A 15,134-nucleotide genomic window follows, 5' to 3' on the forward strand; every position below is an offset into this window, starting at 1 on the left:
GGGTCAGCCCCCGAACAGGTGCAGGGCAAGCGGTGCGATAATGGCCGTCAGGACCGCGTTCAGCCCCATGCCGATGCCCGAGAACGCCCCGGCCGTCTGGTTGACCTGAAAGGCGCGCGCCGTGCCGATGCCATGGGCCGCGACCCCGATGGCAAAGCCGCGGGCCCGCCAGTCGCGGATGCGCAGGGCGTTCAGCAGGGGCGTGACGATGATCGCCCCGAAGATACCGGTCAGCAGGACCAGGGCCGCGGTCAGGGTGGGCTGGCCGCCGATGCGTTCGGCGATGCCGATGGCCACCGGCGCGGTCGTTGATTTCGGTGCCAGCGACGCCAGGACCGACCCGCCAACGCCGAAGGCCCGCGCGATCAGCAGCGCCGAGGCGACCGCCGTCACCGAACCCGCCAGCAGGCCCGCCAGCATCGGCAATGCCGCCTTTCGCACCCGGGGCAAGTTGTCGTAGAGCGGCAGCCCCAGGGCTACCGTGGCCGGCCCCAGCATGAAATGGACGAATTGCGCACCTTCGAAATAGGTCGCGTAATCGGTGCCCGTGCCGATCAGCAGCAGCGCCAGCAGGATCACCGCGACCAGCACCGGATTGGCCCAGCTTTTGCGGCCCGCCGCGCGGAAGCAGGCGTCGCCGATCAGATAGGCGACCAGCGTGGCCGTCAGCCAAACCAGAGGGCCTTGGGCCAGATAGGACCAGATCAGCAGCGGGTCATTCATGGCCCTGATCCCTCAGCGCGTCGGGTTCTTCGGAGCCGGTCAGGCGGGCGACCCAGGTGAAGGCCAGCGCACCCGCCGCGATGGCCAGCAGGGTCGATGCCATCACCGCCACCGCGATGCCCAGCCCGTCGCTGCGCAGGGACTGCCAATGCGCGATGATGCCGACGCCTGCGGGCACGAAGAACAGCGACAGATGCGACAGCAGTCCCGTCGTCGTGGGCCGGATGCGGTCGGCCAGGGACGGGCGCAGGATGCAGGCCGCCACCAGCAGCAGCATTCCCGCCACCGGCCCCGGCAAGGGGAGGTCGGCGATGCGCGAGATGACCTCTCCGGCCAGTTGAAAACCCAGGATGATGGCAAGCGTCTGTATCATGACAGCCAGCGTATCGCGCCCCGCGCGACCGCGCCAGCGGGCAGCGGGCATGGCGGGGTTGCGTGCGATGCATCTTGTGGATATCCGCTGGCTTTCCGCGATATCTTGCGGTGCTGTTGACTTGGCGGCGGCATGCAGGAACAATCGTCCATCGCCAATCCCCAAAGGGACCCGCCCCTTGCGCTTTGACCGCCTGCGATTGAACGGCTTCAAGAGCTTCGTGGACCCGACCGACCTGGTCATCCGCGAAGGCCTGACGGGTGTCGTCGGTCCCAATGGCTGCGGCAAGTCCAACCTGCTGGAGGCGCTGCGCTGGGTCATGGGGGAAAACCGTCCCTCGGCCATGCGGGGCGGCGGGATGGAGGACGTGATCTTTGCGGGCACCACGCGCCGCAGCGCCCGCGCCCATGCCGAGGTGTCGCTGACCATCGACAACCGCGACCGGGTGGCGCCCGCCGGCTTCAACGACGACGACCAGTTCGACATCACCCGCCGCATCACCCGCGACGCGGGCAGCGCCTACAAGATCGCGGGCAAGGATGTCAGGGCGCGCGACGTGCAGATGCTGTTCGCGGATGCCTCGACGGGGGCGCACAGCCCGGCGCTGGTGCGGCAGGGGCAGATCAGCGAATTGATCAACGCCAAGCCCAAAAGCCGTCGCCGCATCCTTGAGGAGGCTGCCGGGATCTCGGGGCTGTACCAGCGGCGCCACGAGGCCGAGCTGAAGCTGAACGGGGCCGAACTGAACCTGTCGCGGGTCGATGACACGCTGGAGAGCCTGTCCACGCAGGCCGCATCGCTGGCGCGTCAGGCCCGCGCCGCCGCGAAATACCGAGAGATCGGCGCAGCGCTGCGGCTGGCCGAGGGCGTGCTGCTGTATCGGCGTTGGGCCGAGGCCGAGGCGGCCCGCACCGCCGCCGCCGAAGCCCTGTCCCATGCCGTCCAGCGGGCGGCCCAGGCGGAAGCCGCCGCTGCGGATGCCGAAGCGCGCCGCCTGGACGCCGATGACGCGCTGCCGCCCCTGCGCGAGGAGGAGCAGGTCGCCGCCGCCATCCTGTCGCGCATCCTGGTCGAGCGTGAGGCGCTGGACGAGGCCGAGGCCCGCGCCGAGGCCGCCATTGCCGCGCTGACCGCCCGCATCGCCCAGCTGGACCGCGACATCGAGCGCGAGGAAGGCTTGAACCGCGACGCGGGCGAGGTCGTGGCAAAGCTGTCCGCCGAACGGGCCCAGCTGGAGGCCGCGGGGCAGGGTCACGACGATCGCCTGGACGCCGCCGCCGCCATGGCCGAAGAGGCCACCGAGACCCTGCGCGATCTGGAAGGCCGACTGGCCGAATTAACCGACGAATCGGCCCGCCTGGCCGCCCGCCACCAATCGGCGGAACGGCTGGCCGCGGATCTGCGCGCCATGTTCGACCGCGCCGACCGGGCCGCGACCGAGGCCGCGGAGGCTGCCGAAACCGCCGCCGTGACGGGGGCCGCGGCGCAGGTCGCGCTGGAACAGGCCGATGCCGCGCAGGATCAGGCCCGCGCCCGGGTGGACGCCGCCGAAGACGCGCTGGCGCAGGCCGAAGCCGCCCGCGGCGATCTGGAAACCCGCGAAGCCGCCGCCCGTGCCGCCCGTGCCCAGGCCGAAGGCGAGGCGAATGCCCTGGCCGCCGAAATGGCCGCCCTGCGCCGCCTTGTCGAACGCGGGCAGTCGGGGGGGCTGGCGCTGCTGGACCAGGTGCAGGTGGCGCGTGGATATGAAACCGCCTTTGGCGCGGCCTTGGGGGACGATCTGCGCGCGGGTCAGGTCCAGGGCGGGTCGGGCTGGCATGTGCTGCCCCTATGGGACACGCCGCAGCCCTTGCCCGCGCGGGCGCAGCCGCTGGCACCGCATGTGTCCGGACCTGACCTGCTGTCGCGACGCCTGTCGCAGACCGGCCTTGTGGTGGATGCCGGGACCGGCGCGGCGCTGCAGGCCGATCTGCACCCTGGCCAGCGGCTGGTCACGCCGCAGGGCGATCTGTTCCGGTGGGACGGGCTGTGCGTGATGGCGGGCGAAGCCTCGTCCCAGGCGGCGCTGCATCTGCAGAAGGTCAATGAACTGGCCGAAATCACCGAACAGGCAGATCAGACCCGCACCCGCGCCGATGCCGCCATCGAGGCGCATGAGGATGCCAAGGCCGCTCTTGCCGATGCCGCCACCACCGAAAAATCGGCCCGCGATGCCCGGCGCGAGGCTGAAAGGCTGCTCTCGGATGCCGCGCGGGCGGCGACGCGGGCCGAATCCGATCTGGCCATGGCGGGCAGCCGCGCCGAGGCCGCGCGCGCCGAACTGGCCCGCCATCAGGCCGATGCGACTGACGCCCGCACCCGTCTGGATGAAGCGCAGGCGCAGCTGGACGCGCTGCCCGATCGGGCCGATGCCGCCACTGCCGTCGACCATGCCCGCACCAGCGTCGAGGCCGCGCGCATCGCCACCATGACCCGCCGTGCAGGATTGGACGAATTGCGCCGCGACGGTGATGCACGCCAGAAGCGCATCACGGCCATCGACCGCGAGGTCGCGGGCTGGCGCCAGCGGTTGGAACAGGCGGGGACCCGTGCCGCCGAACTGGCCAGCCGCCGCGACGGGGCAGGCGATGAACTGGCCGGCGCCAAGGCCCAGCCCGCCCTGCTGGCCGAACGCCGCGAGGCCCTGGCCGAACGCGAGGCGCAGGCCCAGACCCGCCTGACCCGCGCGCGCGACGCGCTGGCTGCGGCCGATGACGCCGCCCGCATCGCCGCCCATGCCGAACGCGACACCGCCCGCCTGGCATCCGAGGCCCGCGAGGCCCGCGCCGCCATGGATGCCCGCGCCGAGGCCGCCACCGCCGCCGAGGCAGCCGCCCGCGACCGCATCCTGGAGGAAACCGACCAGACCCCCGCCGCGCTGCTGGCCGGACTGGGCGATGTCGACCCCAAGGCCCCCGCCGACGCGCTGGAACATCAGATCACCCGCCTGCGCACGCAGCGCGACGCGCTTGGCGCCGTCAACCTGCGCGCCGAGGAGGACAAGCGCGAGCTGGAGGCCGAACGCGATCAGCTGGCCGCCCAGAAGGCCGATCTGGAGGAAGCCATCCGCAAGCTGCGCGCCGGCATCGGCAGCCTGAACCGCGAGGGGCGCGAACGCCTGCTGGCCGCCTTTGAAACCGTGAACGCCAATTTCGCCACCCTGTTCACCGCGCTGTTCGGGGGCGGCGAGGCGCGGCTGGTGATGGTCGAATCCGACGACCCGCTGGATGCGGGACTGGAAATCATGTGCCAGCCGCCGGGCAAGCGGCTGTCGACGCTGTCGCTGTTGTCGGGGGGCGAACAGACGCTGACGGCGATGGCGCTGATCTTTGCCGTCTTCCTGGCCAATCCCGCGCCCATCTGCGTGCTGGACGAGGTCGACGCGCCGCTGGACGATGCCAATGTCAGCCGCTTCTGCGACCTGTTGGATGAAATGACCCATCGCACCGACACGCGGTTCCTGATCATCACCCACCATGCCGTGACCATGGCGCGGATGGACCGCCTGTTCGGCGTCACCATGGTCGAACAGGGTGTCAGCCAGCTGGTCAGCGTCGATCTGAAACGCGCCGAGGCTCTGGTCGCCTGAGGAATGCCTTGCTAGGGTCCGGCCAACGCCAACCCAAGCGAGGATATCATGAGCGTCGAACAGACCCTGGCCGACAAGGGCATCACCCTTCCCGAAGCCCCCATGCCCGCCGCCAATTACGTCCCCTTTGTCCAGACCGGCAATCTGGTCTTTATCTCGGGGCAGATCAGCGCGGATGAGAACGGGTTGATCACCGGCAAGCTGGGCGACGGCACCAGCGTCGAGGACGGCGCCGCCGCCGCCCGCCGCTGCGGTCTGGCCCTGATCGCGCAGCTGAAATCGGCCGTGGGCGATCTGGACCGTGTGGCCCGCGTCGTCAAGCTGACCGGTTTCGTCAATTCCACCCCTGATTTCACCGACCAGCCCAAGGTCATCAACGGCTGTTCCGACCTGATGGTCGAGGTCTTCGGCGATGCGGGCCGCCATTCGCGCGCCGCCGTGTCCGCGCCGTCGCTGCCCTTCGGCGTGGCTGTCGAAATCGAAGCCATTTTCGAGGTGAAGTGATGACCGCGCTGCCGCAAGCCTTTCTGACCGCCCCCATCGCCCATCGCGGGTTGCACGGGGACGGCGTGCCGGAAAACAGCCTTGCGGCGGCGCGTGCCGCCATAGAGGCGGGTTACGGGATCGAGCTGGACATCCAGCCCGCCGCCGACGGGACGCCCATGGTCTTTCACGACCATGACCTGACGCGCCTGACGGGGCAGAAGGGGCTGGTGTCCCAGACACCGGTCGACACGCTGCAGGGCCATCGCCTGCTGGGCAGCGCCGAACAGGTGCCGACCCTGGCCCAGTTCCTGGAGCTGGTCGCGGGCCAGGTCCCCCTGCTGATCGAGATCAAGGATCAGGACGGCACGCTTGGCCCCGATATCGGCGATCTGCATCTGAGGGTCGCGGATGCGCTGGAGGGGTATGACGGCCCCGTCGCCATGATGTCCTTCAACCCCCATCAGGTCGCGGCATTCCACGACGCGGCCCCCGATATCCCGGTCGGCCTGACCACCTGCGACTTCTCCGAGGAGCACTGGCCCGCCATCTTCCCCGAACGCCGCGCCGAACTGGCCGGCATCACCGATTTCGACCGCTGCGGCGCCAGCTTCATCTCTCATGCGATCGGCGATCTGGGGGATGCACGCGTGGATGCGTTGGCCGCGCAGGGCGTGCCGATCCTGTGCTGGACGGTGCGCAGCGCCGAACAGGAACAGGCCGCGCGCCGCATCGCCGGAAACATCACCTTCGAGGGCTACACCCCCGCCGCCTGATGCCACCACCCCTGCCTCAGGACGTCACGCGATTGCGACGTCCTGACCGCACCCGCCCCCCTGACATTCATCGCCGCCCGCCCTATCTTGCGGGGATGAGCGAAACGCTGACCCTGACCACCCATCCCTCCATCGCCCAGATCGATCCGCACCTGTGGGATGGTCTGGGCGACGGAAATCCCTTCACCACGCATCGCTTCCTGCTGGCCCTGGAACAATCGGGATCGGTCGGGACGGGAACGGGCTGGCAGCCGCTGCACCTGACGGTGGAACGCAACGGGCGCATCGTCGGGGCGGCGCCGCTTTACGCCAAGGGCCACAGCCAGGGTGAATACATCTTCGACCATGCCTGGGCGCAGGCCTATACCCGCGCGGGCGGTCGGTACTACCCCAAGCTGCAGGCGGCGGTTCCTTTCACCCCCGCAACCGGCCAACGCCTGCTGGCGCAGGATGACACCGCCCGGATGGCGTTGCTGCAGGGCATGATGCAGGTCACCGACCATGTGCAGGCATCGGGCGCCCATGTCACCTTCTGCACCCAATCCGAGGCCGCTCTGGGCGAACAGGCGGGTTTCCTGCCCCGCATCACCCAGCAGTTCCACTGGCTGAACCGCGGCTATGCCAGCTACGACGATTTCCTGGCCGCCCTGTCATCGCGCAAGCGCAAGGACCTGCGCAAGGAACGGGCCCGCGCCCAGGGCTTTGGCGGCACGATCCGCCACCTGACCGGCGATGATCTGCAGCCGCATCACTGGGACGCCTTCTGGGAATTCTATCAGGATACCGGCGCGCGGAAATGGGGCCAACCCTACCTGACGCGCAAGTTCTTCGACCTGATCCAGGACACCATGCGCGACGACATCCTGCTGGTCCTGGCCAAACAGGACGGTATCCCGATCGCGGGGGCACTGAATTTCCTGGGACCGGATGCCATCTATGGCCGCTATTGGGGCTGCACCGAAGACCATGCCTTCCTGCATTTCGAACTGTGCTACCACCAGGCCATCGATCACGCGATCGCCCACGGTCTTTCTCGGGTCGAGGCGGGCGCTCAGGGCGACCACAAGCTGGCGCGCGGCTACGAACCCGTTCCGATCCACTCGCTGCATTGGGTGGCCGATCCGGGGTTCCTGAAGGCGCTGGAAAATTATCTGGACCAGGAACGCGATGCGATGGGCCAGGAAATCCAGGCGCTGACCGACTGGACCCCGTTCCGCAAGGGCTGATCCGGGGTCCGCAGTCGGTCACGCCCCGCGGGGGTCCGGGGGCGCGAAGCCCCCGGCCGTCGCGGGACGCAAAGCCCGGTCAGACCTTTTCCAGCAGGGCCTCGCCCGCGCTGACGCTGCAGGTGCCCGGCGAATCCTCGACATCGACCGTCTCGAAGGTGCCGTCGCTCAGCAGCGAGGCAAAGCGCTTGCAGCGCCCCTGAAAGCCGACCGGCGGCGCGTCGAAATCCAGTCCAAGCGCCTTGGTCAGGCTGCCATCGGCATCGGCCAGGACCTCGATGCCGGCATCCTTGGCGCCGGTCTGTTCGGCCCATGCATCCGCCACGAAGGGATCGTTCACGGTGATGCAGACGATCCGCGTCACGCCCTTGTCGCGGAACTGGTCCGCGGTGCGCACGAAGCTGGGCATGTGGGCATTGGTGCAGGTGCCGGTAAAGGCGCCCGGCAGCCCGAACAGCGCCACGCGGCCCGTCGCCAGATCGGTGGTCGAGACGCTCTCGGGGCCGTTTTCGCCCACGCGCAGCAATTGCCCCTCGGGCAGCTTGTCTCCAGCCTTGATGGTCATCGGTCTCTCCTGAATTGCAACGGATTCGGCGCGACTATAGGGTGCCGCCGGACGACAGGCCAGATGACAGCGGAAGGGTGCGACGTGATGCGGATCGTGATAGTCGGGGCGGGGCAGGCAGCGGCCTCGATGGCGGCACGCCTGCGGGCCAAGGGTCACGACGGGCCGCTGACCGTGATCGGTCAGGAACCCGCCGCGCCCTATCAGCGCCCGCCCCTGTCCAAGGCCTATCTGCTGGGCGACATGGCGCTGGACCGGCTGACGCTGCGCGCGCCCGACTGGTGGCGCGATCAGGGGATCGACCTGCGCCGTGGCGAAACGGCGACCGCCATCGATGCACAGGCGCGCGTCGTCACGACCGATGCGGGCGACCATCCCTATGATGCGCTGGCCCTGACGCTTGGCGCGGAACCCCGCCGCCTGCCCGCCGCGATGGGGGGCGATCTGCCCGGCACCCATGTCATCCGCGATCTGGCCGATATCGATGCGCTGGCCCCCGCACTGACGGCGGGGCGCAATCTTGTGGTCATCGGCGGCGGCTATATCGGGCTCGAGGCCGCAGCCGTCGCCCGCAAGCTGGGCCTGAACGTCACCCTGGTCGAGGCCGCCCCGCGCATTCTGGGCCGCGTTGCATCCCCCCAGACCTCGCAGATCATCGCCGCCCTGCATCACGCCCATGGGGTGACCATCCTTGAAAACACCGGCATCAGCGCCCTGCAGGGCGATGATCGCGTGACCGGCGTCGCGCTGAACGATGGACGCGTCCTGCCCGCGGATCTGGTGGTCATGGGCATTGGCGTGCTGCCCCGCGTCCGGCTTGCCGAAACGGCGGGGCTGCATCTGGACAATGGCATCGCCACCGATGCGACGGGCCGGACGTCCGACCCCGCCATCTGGGCTGCCGGCGATTGCGCCAGCTTCCCGCATGAGGGCGGTCAGATCCGGCTGGAAAGCGTCGGCGGCGCCATCGACATGGCCGAATGCGTGGCCGACAACATGCTGGGGCAGGCGCGCGACTATGTCGCCAAGCCGTGGTTCTGGTCGGATCAGTTCGATGCCAAGCTGCAGATCGCCGGGTTGAACACCGGCTATGACCGAACGGTGCTGCGTGCCGGGCAGGGCGATCACTGCGCCTCGATCTGGTATTACCGCCAAGGCCGCCTGATCGCGGTGGATGCGCTGAACGACGCCCGCGCCTACATGATCGGCAAGCGCCTGATCGAGGCCGGACGCAGCCCCGATCCCGACCTGATCGCCGATGCCCCCGACCTGAAGGCCCTGATGACATGATGCCGACAACCCGACACAGCCGTTCACGAACCGCCCCCGGGGGGCGCGGGGGGCAGGCAGCCCCCCGCCGTCGCGGGACGCAATCATGAGGATCGTCGGCGGCTCGATGCGCGGTCTGAAGCTGGTCGATCTGGGCGAAGGTGACCCCGCCGCCCATCTGCGCCCGACCACCGACCGGGTGCGCGAATCCATCTTCAACCTGCTGATCAACGGCAGCCACGGCAATCCCGTGCCCGGCGCGCGGGTGCTGGACCTCTTCGCGGGCACCGGTGCCCTGGGCCTCGAGGCGCTATCGCGCGGTGCGGCCCATGTCTCGTTCGTTGATGACGGCGTCACGTCGCGGAACCTGATCCGCCAGAATGTCGAACGAGCCCGCGCCACGGGCGTCACCGATCTGTGGCGGCGCGACGCCACCAAACTGGGCGCGAACCAGGGCGCACCCTATTCGCTGATCCTGCTGGACCCGCCCTATGCGCAGGGCAAGGGCGAGGCCGCGCTGGCCTCGGCCGCCGATGGCAACTGGATTGCCCCCGGCGCCACCATCGTCTGGGAGGACTCGCGCCCGCCCCTGCTGCCGGTCCGGGTCCGGCTGCTGGACCGGCGCAGCTATGGCGACACCATCGTCACGCTGGCCCGCTGGCCCGACGACAGCGCCTAGGGGCGTCAGGCCGTCCGCGCGATGCTGGTGGCGGCCGCCTCCAGCGCCCCCGACCCATGGGGGATGTCCAGCGCGGTCAATCCGGCCTCGATCGCGCCGAGCGTGCCCATCATCATCGCGGCGTTGCAATGGCCCATATGGGCGATGCGCAGCGCATTGGCCGGGTCCTGAGCGCCCAGCCCGACCCCAAGCGTCACGCCGCATTCGCGCGTCACCCAGGCCCGCAGGTCGTCGGCGCGCGGCATCCGCACCGCGGTGACCGACAGCGCCCGCGCTGCCGGGTCGTCGACCGGCAAGGCGATGCCGTCCTGCACGCCCCAGGCGTCGACCGCGGCCCAGACCACGCGGGCCAGGCGCGCATGGCGTGTCCAGACGGCCTCCAGCCCTTCCTCGTCCAGGATCATTGTCAGCGCCTCCTGCAGGGCAAAGACCTGCTGGACCGGGGGCGTGCCGCCCCAGAACCGCCACAGCGCCTCGGCATCGGCGCGCAGCTGCCAGTCCCAATAGGGTGACGCGGCCCCCTTGCGCCCGCCCTTGGCCGCGCGGTCGGAAAACCAGACGAAGGCGGTGCCGGGCAGGCACATCATGCCCTTCTGGCTGGCCGCGATCAGCACGTCGACGCCCCAGTCGTCCATCCTCATCGGTGCGCATCCAAGCGAGGCGATGGCATCCACCACCAGCAGTGCCGGGTGGTCGCCCATCGCGGCCTTCAGCGCCGGGATGTCGGCCATGGTGGCGCTGGCCGTGTCGGTCTGGCAGACCAGCACGGCGCGGATGCTGCCGGCGCGGTCCTGGGCCAGCCTGTCGGCCAGCCGGTCGGGATCGGCGGGCCGGTTGCCGAAATCCAGACGCTCGGCGCGGATGCCGGACTGGGTCAGCATCTCGGCCCAGGAGCGCCCGAAATGGCCGCAGGTCAGGACCAGCACGTGATCGCCCGGATCGAACAGGTTGTCGGCCGCCGCCTGCCAGCCCGCATGGCCATTGCCGATATAGGGCGCCAGATGCTGCGTGGTGCCCGCCAGCCGCTTCAGCTGACCCATCACCGCCACGTTCACCTGCGCCAGCGCGTCGCCATAGATGTCGGGCGAGGCGCGGTGCGCCGCATTCAGCACGCGCGCCGGAACGGGCGAGGGGCCGGGAATGGCAATCAGGTCGTGACCGTGGGCTAGGCTCATCTGCGGTATCCTTCACATCATGCAAGGATCGGTAGGGCCACGCCCGGCAGCCGTCAACCGCCGCGTGAGGCTTGCGGGGGGCATGGTCTTGTGGGGGCAGGGGGGAACGGGGTAAAGCTGGGGCCAAGTTACGGTGCGCCTGTCCGGGCGGGCCCCATCCTCCGTCACGGAAAGGCCGACCAGACCCGTGGATCCGCGCAAAGACAGCCCCGCCCGCCTGATCGCAGCCGCCCGCACCGGCGATCCCGCACCGACACCCGGCAAGGTGCAGGGCCTTCTGCGCAGGCTGTTCGACGGCTATCTGCGGCCCCACAAGACCGGCATGATCCTGGCCTTCCTGTTGATGACGGTCGAGGGGTCGACCCTGGCGCTGATCAGCTGGATGCTGAAGCCGCTGTTCGACCTGGTCTTCATCGGCAAGGAACCGGGCGCCATCTGGTGGGTCGGCAGCGCCATCTTCGGCATCTTCCTGCTGCGCGCGGTGACGCTGATCGCCAGCCGTGCCCTGCTGACGCGGGTGTCGCTGTCGGTCTCCACCGCCATGCAGACGAACCTGCTGGCCCATATCCTGACGCTGGACCAGCGCTTCTTTCGCGAAAATTCCCCCGGCGCCATGATCGAGCGCATCCAGGGCGATACCATCGCCGTGCAGGGTGTTTGGGCCACGCTGATCACCGGGGCGACGCGTGACGCGATCGCGCTGGTCATGCTGTTCGGGGTGGCCATGACCATCGACCCGGTCTGGACGCTTGGCGCGCTGGTGGGGGCGCCGATCCTGATCATGCCCGCCGCGCTGGTGCAGCGATACATCCGCCGCAAGGTGCGCCAGAACCGCGCCAATGCCAGCCTGCGTGCGACCCGCCTGGACGAGGTGCTGCACGGCATCGCCTCGATCCGCCTGAACCGGGCCGAGGCCGACCAGACCGCCCGCTTTGCCGCCATCGTCGGCCGCATCCGCCGGGCCGAAACCAAGGTCGCCGCGACCTCCAGCGTGATCCCGGCGCTGACCGACATCGTCACGGGCATCGGCTTCGTCGCTGTCCTGGCCCTGGGTGGCAACGAGGTGATGGAAGGCGACCGCAGCGTCGGCGATTTCATGGCCTTCTTCACCGCCCTGGCGCTGGCCTTCCAGCCGATGCGCCGCCTTGGCGGGTTGGCCGGCACATGGCAGACCGCCGCCGCCAGCCTGGAACGCATCTATCAGGTCTTCGACACGCAGCCGACCGTCGTGTCGGGCCCCCGCAGCGAGGCCCCTGCCAACACCCGGATCGAGTTGAAGGACGTCCGGCTGTCCTATGACGGCCAGCCGGTGCTGCGCGGCCTGACGCTGACCGCCGAGGAAGGCCAGACAACCGCGCTGGTCGGTCCGTCGGGGGCGGGGAAATCCACCGTCTTCAACCTGCTGACGCGGATGGTCGATGCCGACAGCGGTCAGGTCCTGCTGGGGGGCGTGCCAGTCACGGAATATGATCTTGGGGTGCTGCGCGACCAGTATTCGACCGTCGCCCAGGAATCGGCGCTGTTCGACGAAAGCCTGCGCGACAACGTGCTGATGGGGCGGCCCGGCGCCTCGGCCGAGGATCTGCAAAAGGCGCTGGATGCCGCCCATGTCAGCGATTTCCTGGACGACCAGCGCAGCCTGGACAGCGCGGCCGGTCCGCGCGGATCGTCGCTGTCGGGCGGCCAGCGCCAGCGCATCGCCATCGCCCGGGCCCTGCTGCGCGACGCGCCCATCCTGCTGCTGGACGAGGCCACCAGCGCCTTGGACACGGCCAGCGAACGCATGGTCCAGGAGGCCCTGGACAGCCTGTCCAAGGGCCGCACCACGCTGGTCATCGCCCACCGCCTGTCGACCGTGCGCGATGCCGACAAGATCGTGGTTCTGGATGCCGGCAGGGTTGTCGAAGAGGGCAGCCATGACCAGTTGATGGCCAAGGGCGGTGCCTATGCCCGCCTTGTTGCCCTTCAATTCGGAGACCAGGAATGACCCGCAAGATCATCCGCGTGACCGGCGCCGACAGCACCGCCTTTCTGCAGGGGCTTGTCACCAACGACGTCCGGCGTGCCCCCTGCTGGGCGGCGATCCTGACGCCCCAGGGCAAGTATCTGGTCGATTTCCTGATCGTCCCCGATGGCGATGCCTTGCTGATCGACGTGGACGCGCAGCTGGCCGACGACCTGCTGCGGCGGCTGAGCATGTACAAGCTGCGCAGCAAGGTCGATCTGGCGATGACCGACCTGGCCGTGGCGCGCGGCACCGGTCCCGCCCCCGACGGCGCCATCCCCGATCCGCGCCACCCGGCGCTTGGCTGGCGGCTGTATGGCGCGCCCGGCGATCTGCCCGCCGATGACGGCACGGATTGGGATGCGATCCGCGTGGCGAACCTGATCCCCGAAACCATGATCGAACTGATCCCGAACGAGACCTTCATCCTGGAAACCGGGTTCGAGCGTCTGAACGGCGTCGATTTCCGCAAGGGCTGCTATGTCGGCCAGGAAGTCACCGCCCGCATGAAGCACAAGACCGAGCTGCGGAAGGGCATCCAGACCCTGCGCATCGACGGTCAGGCCCCCATCGGCACGACCATCACCGCAGGCGGCAAGGATGTCGGCACGCTGTTCACGCAATCGGGCGGCAGGGCCATCGCCCATGTGCGCCACGACCGCGTGACCGAGGACATGCAGGCCGCGGATGCGCGGCTTTATCCTGAATGACCCCCGGGGCGGCCCCGCCCCGTGACGACGCAGCCCCGCCGCTGCGCAAGATCATCCATATCGACATGGATGCCTTCTATGCCTCGGTCGAACAGCGCGACCTGCCCGAATTGCGCGGCAGGCCGGTGGCGGTGGGCGGGTCGGCGGCGCGCGGGGTCGTCGCCGCCGCCAGCTATGAGGCGCGGGTCTTTGGCGTGCGTTCGGCCATGCCATCCGTCACTGCCGCGCGGCTTTGCCCCGATCTGGTCTTCGTGCGCCCCCGCTTCGAGGTCTATCGCGAGGTCAGCCAGCAGATCCGCGCCATCTTCGCCCGTCATACCCCCCTGATCGAGCCGCTGTCGCTGGACGAGGCCTATCTGGACGTCACCGACCACCTGGAACCCGGCCAAACGGCTACCCAGATCGCCAAGGCCATCCGCGCCGCCATCCGTGCCGAAACCCGCCTGACCGCCAGCGCCGGCGTCAGTTACAACAAGTTCCTGGCCAAGCTGGCCTCGGACCAGAACAAGCCCGATGGGCTGTGCGTCATCACCCCCGACCGGGGGCCGGACTTCGTGCTGGACCTGCCGGTGGGCAAGTTCCACGGCATCGGCCCTGCCACGGTGGCCAAGATGCAGGCGATGGGCATCCAGACCGGTGCCGACCTGCGGACGCAGGACCTGGATTTCCTGACGCGGCGCTTTGGCAAGGCGGGGCGCTATTACTGGAACATCGCGCGCGGGGTGGACCATCGGCGGGTCAGCCCGGACCGGGTCCGCAAATCCGTGGGGGCGGAAAACACCTTTTCGGCAGATCTGATGACGCTGGAGGCCGCATCCGAGGCGTTGGCGCCCTTGGCGGACAAGGTCTGGACCCATGTCGGCAAGCACCGGCTGCAGGGGCGGACGGTGACGCTGAAGGTCAAGTTCAGCGATTTCCAGCAGATCACGCGGGCGCGCAGCATGGGGGCGGCGGTCGCCGGGCGCGACCAGATGCTGGCCGTGGCGCGGGATCTGGCGGCAGGGGTGCTGCCCGACCCGCGCGGGGTGCGGCTGCTGGGGATCACGCTGTCGGGTTTCGACGCCGAGCCTGATGACGGTCAGCTGAGCCTGTTCGACTAGCGCCAGCGCACCCGTCTGCCGGGGCCTTGGGCGGCCAGGATCAGCAGTCCCCCGGCGATGGCCCAGTTCTTGACGACGATGGTGACCTGCCAGGGATCGGCGCGCAGCTGCCAGTGAAACCAGCTGGTCGCGATGCAATAGACCGCCAGCACCAGCGCCCAGCCCCGCACCCAGGGCCCGAAGATCAGCGCCAGCCCCGCCGCCAGGTTGAAGACGGCCACCGGCCAGACCAGATCGGCGGGCAGGCCCAGGCTGGCGATCATCTGTTCGACCTGCAAGGGGTCGGTGAATTTCTGCACGGCACCGCCCAGGAACAGCAGCGCGATCAGGATGCGGCCCAGCAGGTTCAGCAGATCGTTCATCCTTGCCCCCTTCGTTGACGCAGGCTTGCATCGGCTGGCAGGGCCGAACCACGTCGAATG

At 69.3% G+C, this 15,134-nt stretch carries 14 protein-coding genes; 9 read left to right on the plus strand and 5 right to left on the minus strand.

Features of this window, described 5'->3' with window-relative positions; all coding sequences use genetic code 11:
- Nucleotides 1–3: 3 nt before the first annotated feature.
- Both IE00_RS04455 and IE00_RS04460 read right to left on the minus strand, forming a co-directional pair.
- Entirely contained in the window at nt 4–723 is a 720-nt protein-coding gene (locus IE00_RS04455) for an LrgB family protein (RefSeq protein ID WP_072295869.1), read from the minus strand.
- Nucleotides 716–1,147 carry a CidA/LrgA family protein gene (locus IE00_RS04460; protein WP_371328423.1) on the minus strand — a complete coding sequence of 144 codons (432 nt, stop codon included), beginning with the start codon at nt 1,145–1,147 and terminating at the stop codon, nt 716–718. The genes IE00_RS04455 and IE00_RS04460 overlap by 8 nt, the downstream gene beginning before the upstream one ends.
- Nucleotides 1,148–1,274: 127 nt before the next feature.
- On the opposite strand from IE00_RS04460, the gene IE00_RS04465 reads away from it, so the two are divergent.
- The 4 genes from IE00_RS04465 to IE00_RS04480 all read left to right on the plus strand — a co-directional run bounded on the left by IE00_RS04465 (nt 1,275) and on the right by IE00_RS04480 (nt 7,209).
- Entirely contained in the window at nt 1,275–4,724 is a 3,450-nt protein-coding gene (locus tag IE00_RS04465; protein WP_072295870.1) for an AAA family ATPase, read from the plus strand.
- A 48-nt stretch (nt 4,725–4,772) separates the two neighbouring features.
- Nucleotides 4,773–5,228 (plus strand): RidA family protein, encoded by a 456-nt coding sequence (locus IE00_RS04470; protein ID WP_072295871.1) that lies wholly within the window; start codon nt 4,773–4,775, stop codon nt 5,226–5,228.
- Nucleotides 5,228–5,983: a glycerophosphodiester phosphodiesterase family protein gene (locus IE00_RS04475; protein ID WP_072295872.1), complete on the plus strand. Its 756-nt coding sequence runs from the start codon at nt 5,228–5,230 to the stop codon at nt 5,981–5,983. The genes IE00_RS04470 and IE00_RS04475 overlap by 1 nt, the downstream gene beginning before the upstream one ends.
- A gap of 95 nt (nt 5,984–6,078) precedes the next feature.
- The gene (locus tag IE00_RS04480) at nt 6,079–7,209 is read left to right on the plus strand and encodes a GNAT family N-acetyltransferase (protein WP_072295873.1); all 1,131 of its coding nucleotides are present in this window, start codon (nt 6,079–6,081) and stop codon (nt 7,207–7,209) included.
- Nucleotides 7,210–7,288: 79 nt separating this feature from the next.
- On the opposite strand, the gene IE00_RS04485 is transcribed toward IE00_RS04480, so the two are convergent.
- Nucleotides 7,289–7,774 carry a peroxiredoxin gene (locus tag IE00_RS04485; RefSeq protein ID WP_072295874.1) on the minus strand — a complete coding sequence of 162 codons (486 nt, stop codon included), beginning with the start codon at nt 7,772–7,774 and terminating at the stop codon, nt 7,289–7,291.
- Between the two features lie 87 nt (nt 7,775–7,861).
- On the opposite strand from IE00_RS04485, the gene IE00_RS04490 reads away from it, so the two are divergent.
- Nucleotides 7,862–9,064 carry an NAD(P)/FAD-dependent oxidoreductase gene (locus tag IE00_RS04490; RefSeq protein WP_072295875.1) on the plus strand — a complete coding sequence of 401 codons (1,203 nt, stop codon included), beginning with the start codon at nt 7,862–7,864 and terminating at the stop codon, nt 9,062–9,064.
- Nucleotides 9,065–9,149: 85 nt separating this feature from the next.
- Complete coding sequence (gene rsmD, locus IE00_RS04495; protein WP_072295876.1) at nt 9,150–9,722, plus strand: 16S rRNA (guanine(966)-N(2))-methyltransferase RsmD; 573 nt, start codon at nt 9,150–9,152, stop codon at nt 9,720–9,722.
- A gap of 5 nt (nt 9,723–9,727) precedes the next feature.
- Here the strand turns inward: rsmD and IE00_RS04500 are convergent, their stop codons facing one another.
- Nucleotides 9,728–10,897, minus strand: a complete 1,170-nt coding sequence (locus IE00_RS04500; RefSeq protein ID WP_072295877.1) for an alanine--glyoxylate aminotransferase family protein — start codon at nt 10,895–10,897, stop codon at nt 9,728–9,730.
- Nucleotides 10,898–11,219: 322 nt separating this feature from the next.
- Here IE00_RS04500 and IE00_RS04505 point away from each other — a divergent pair, with 322 nt between their 5' ends.
- The 3 genes from IE00_RS04505 to dinB are packed head-to-tail and all read left to right on the plus strand — an operon-like array spanning nt 11,220 to nt 14,712.
- Nucleotides 11,220–12,884 carry an ABC transporter ATP-binding protein gene (locus IE00_RS04505; RefSeq protein WP_083554070.1) on the plus strand — a complete coding sequence of 555 codons (1,665 nt, stop codon included), beginning with the start codon at nt 11,220–11,222 and terminating at the stop codon, nt 12,882–12,884.
- Complete coding sequence (locus tag IE00_RS04510; protein WP_072295878.1) at nt 12,881–13,612, plus strand: folate-binding protein YgfZ; 732 nt, start codon at nt 12,881–12,883, stop codon at nt 13,610–13,612. The genes IE00_RS04505 and IE00_RS04510 overlap by 4 nt, the downstream gene beginning before the upstream one ends.
- A complete protein-coding gene (gene dinB, locus IE00_RS04515) occupies nt 13,609–14,712 on the plus strand; it encodes a DNA polymerase IV (protein WP_072295879.1) in 1,104 nt (367 codons plus the stop codon). Before IE00_RS04510 ends, dinB begins: the two co-directional genes overlap by 4 nt.
- Here the strand turns inward: dinB and IE00_RS04520 are convergent.
- Nucleotides 14,709–15,074 carry a DoxX family protein gene (locus IE00_RS04520; RefSeq protein ID WP_072295880.1) on the minus strand — a complete coding sequence of 122 codons (366 nt, stop codon included), beginning with the start codon at nt 15,072–15,074 and terminating at the stop codon, nt 14,709–14,711. The two genes, dinB and IE00_RS04520, sit on opposite strands and share 4 nt — an antisense overlap.
- Between the last annotated feature and the right edge of the window lie 60 nt (nt 15,075–15,134).

It is taken from the genome of Paracoccus sp. SM22M-07, assembly GCF_001887735.1.
Classification (GTDB): Bacteria; Pseudomonadota; Alphaproteobacteria; order Rhodobacterales; family Rhodobacteraceae; genus Paracoccus.

What these genes read in the sequence shown, in the direction of transcription:
- IE00_RS04455 (WP_072295869.1), bottom strand. Translation starts at nt 723, where the DNA reads ATGAATGACCCGCTGCTGATCTGGTCCTATCTGGCCCAAGGCCCTCTG.
- IE00_RS04460 (WP_371328423.1), bottom strand. Translation starts at nt 1,147, where the DNA reads ATGCCCGCTGCCCGCTGGCGCGGTCGCGCGGGGCGCGATACGCTGGCT.
- IE00_RS04470 (WP_072295871.1), top strand. Translation starts at nt 4,773, where the DNA reads ATGAGCGTCGAACAGACCCTGGCCGACAAGGGCATCACCCTTCCCGAA.
- IE00_RS04475 (WP_072295872.1), top strand. Translation starts at nt 5,228, where the DNA reads ATGACCGCGCTGCCGCAAGCCTTTCTGACCGCCCCCATCGCCCATCGC.
- IE00_RS04480 (WP_072295873.1), top strand. Translation starts at nt 6,079, where the DNA reads ATGAGCGAAACGCTGACCCTGACCACCCATCCCTCCATCGCCCAGATC.
- IE00_RS04485 (WP_072295874.1), bottom strand. Translation starts at nt 7,774, where the DNA reads ATGACCATCAAGGCTGGAGACAAGCTGCCCGAGGGGCAATTGCTGCGC.
- IE00_RS04490 (WP_072295875.1), top strand. Translation starts at nt 7,862, where the DNA reads ATGCGGATCGTGATAGTCGGGGCGGGGCAGGCAGCGGCCTCGATGGCG.
- rsmD (WP_072295876.1), top strand. Translation starts at nt 9,150, where the DNA reads ATGAGGATCGTCGGCGGCTCGATGCGCGGTCTGAAGCTGGTCGATCTG.
- IE00_RS04500 (WP_072295877.1), bottom strand. Translation starts at nt 10,897, where the DNA reads ATGAGCCTAGCCCACGGTCACGACCTGATTGCCATTCCCGGCCCCTCG.
- IE00_RS04505 (WP_083554070.1), top strand. Translation starts at nt 11,220, where the DNA reads ATGATCCTGGCCTTCCTGTTGATGACGGTCGAGGGGTCGACCCTGGCG.
- IE00_RS04510 (WP_072295878.1), top strand. Translation starts at nt 12,881, where the DNA reads ATGACCCGCAAGATCATCCGCGTGACCGGCGCCGACAGCACCGCCTTT.
- dinB (WP_072295879.1), top strand. Translation starts at nt 13,609, where the DNA reads ATGACCCCCGGGGCGGCCCCGCCCCGTGACGACGCAGCCCCGCCGCTG.
- IE00_RS04520 (WP_072295880.1), bottom strand. Translation starts at nt 15,074, where the DNA reads ATGAACGATCTGCTGAACCTGCTGGGCCGCATCCTGATCGCGCTGCTG.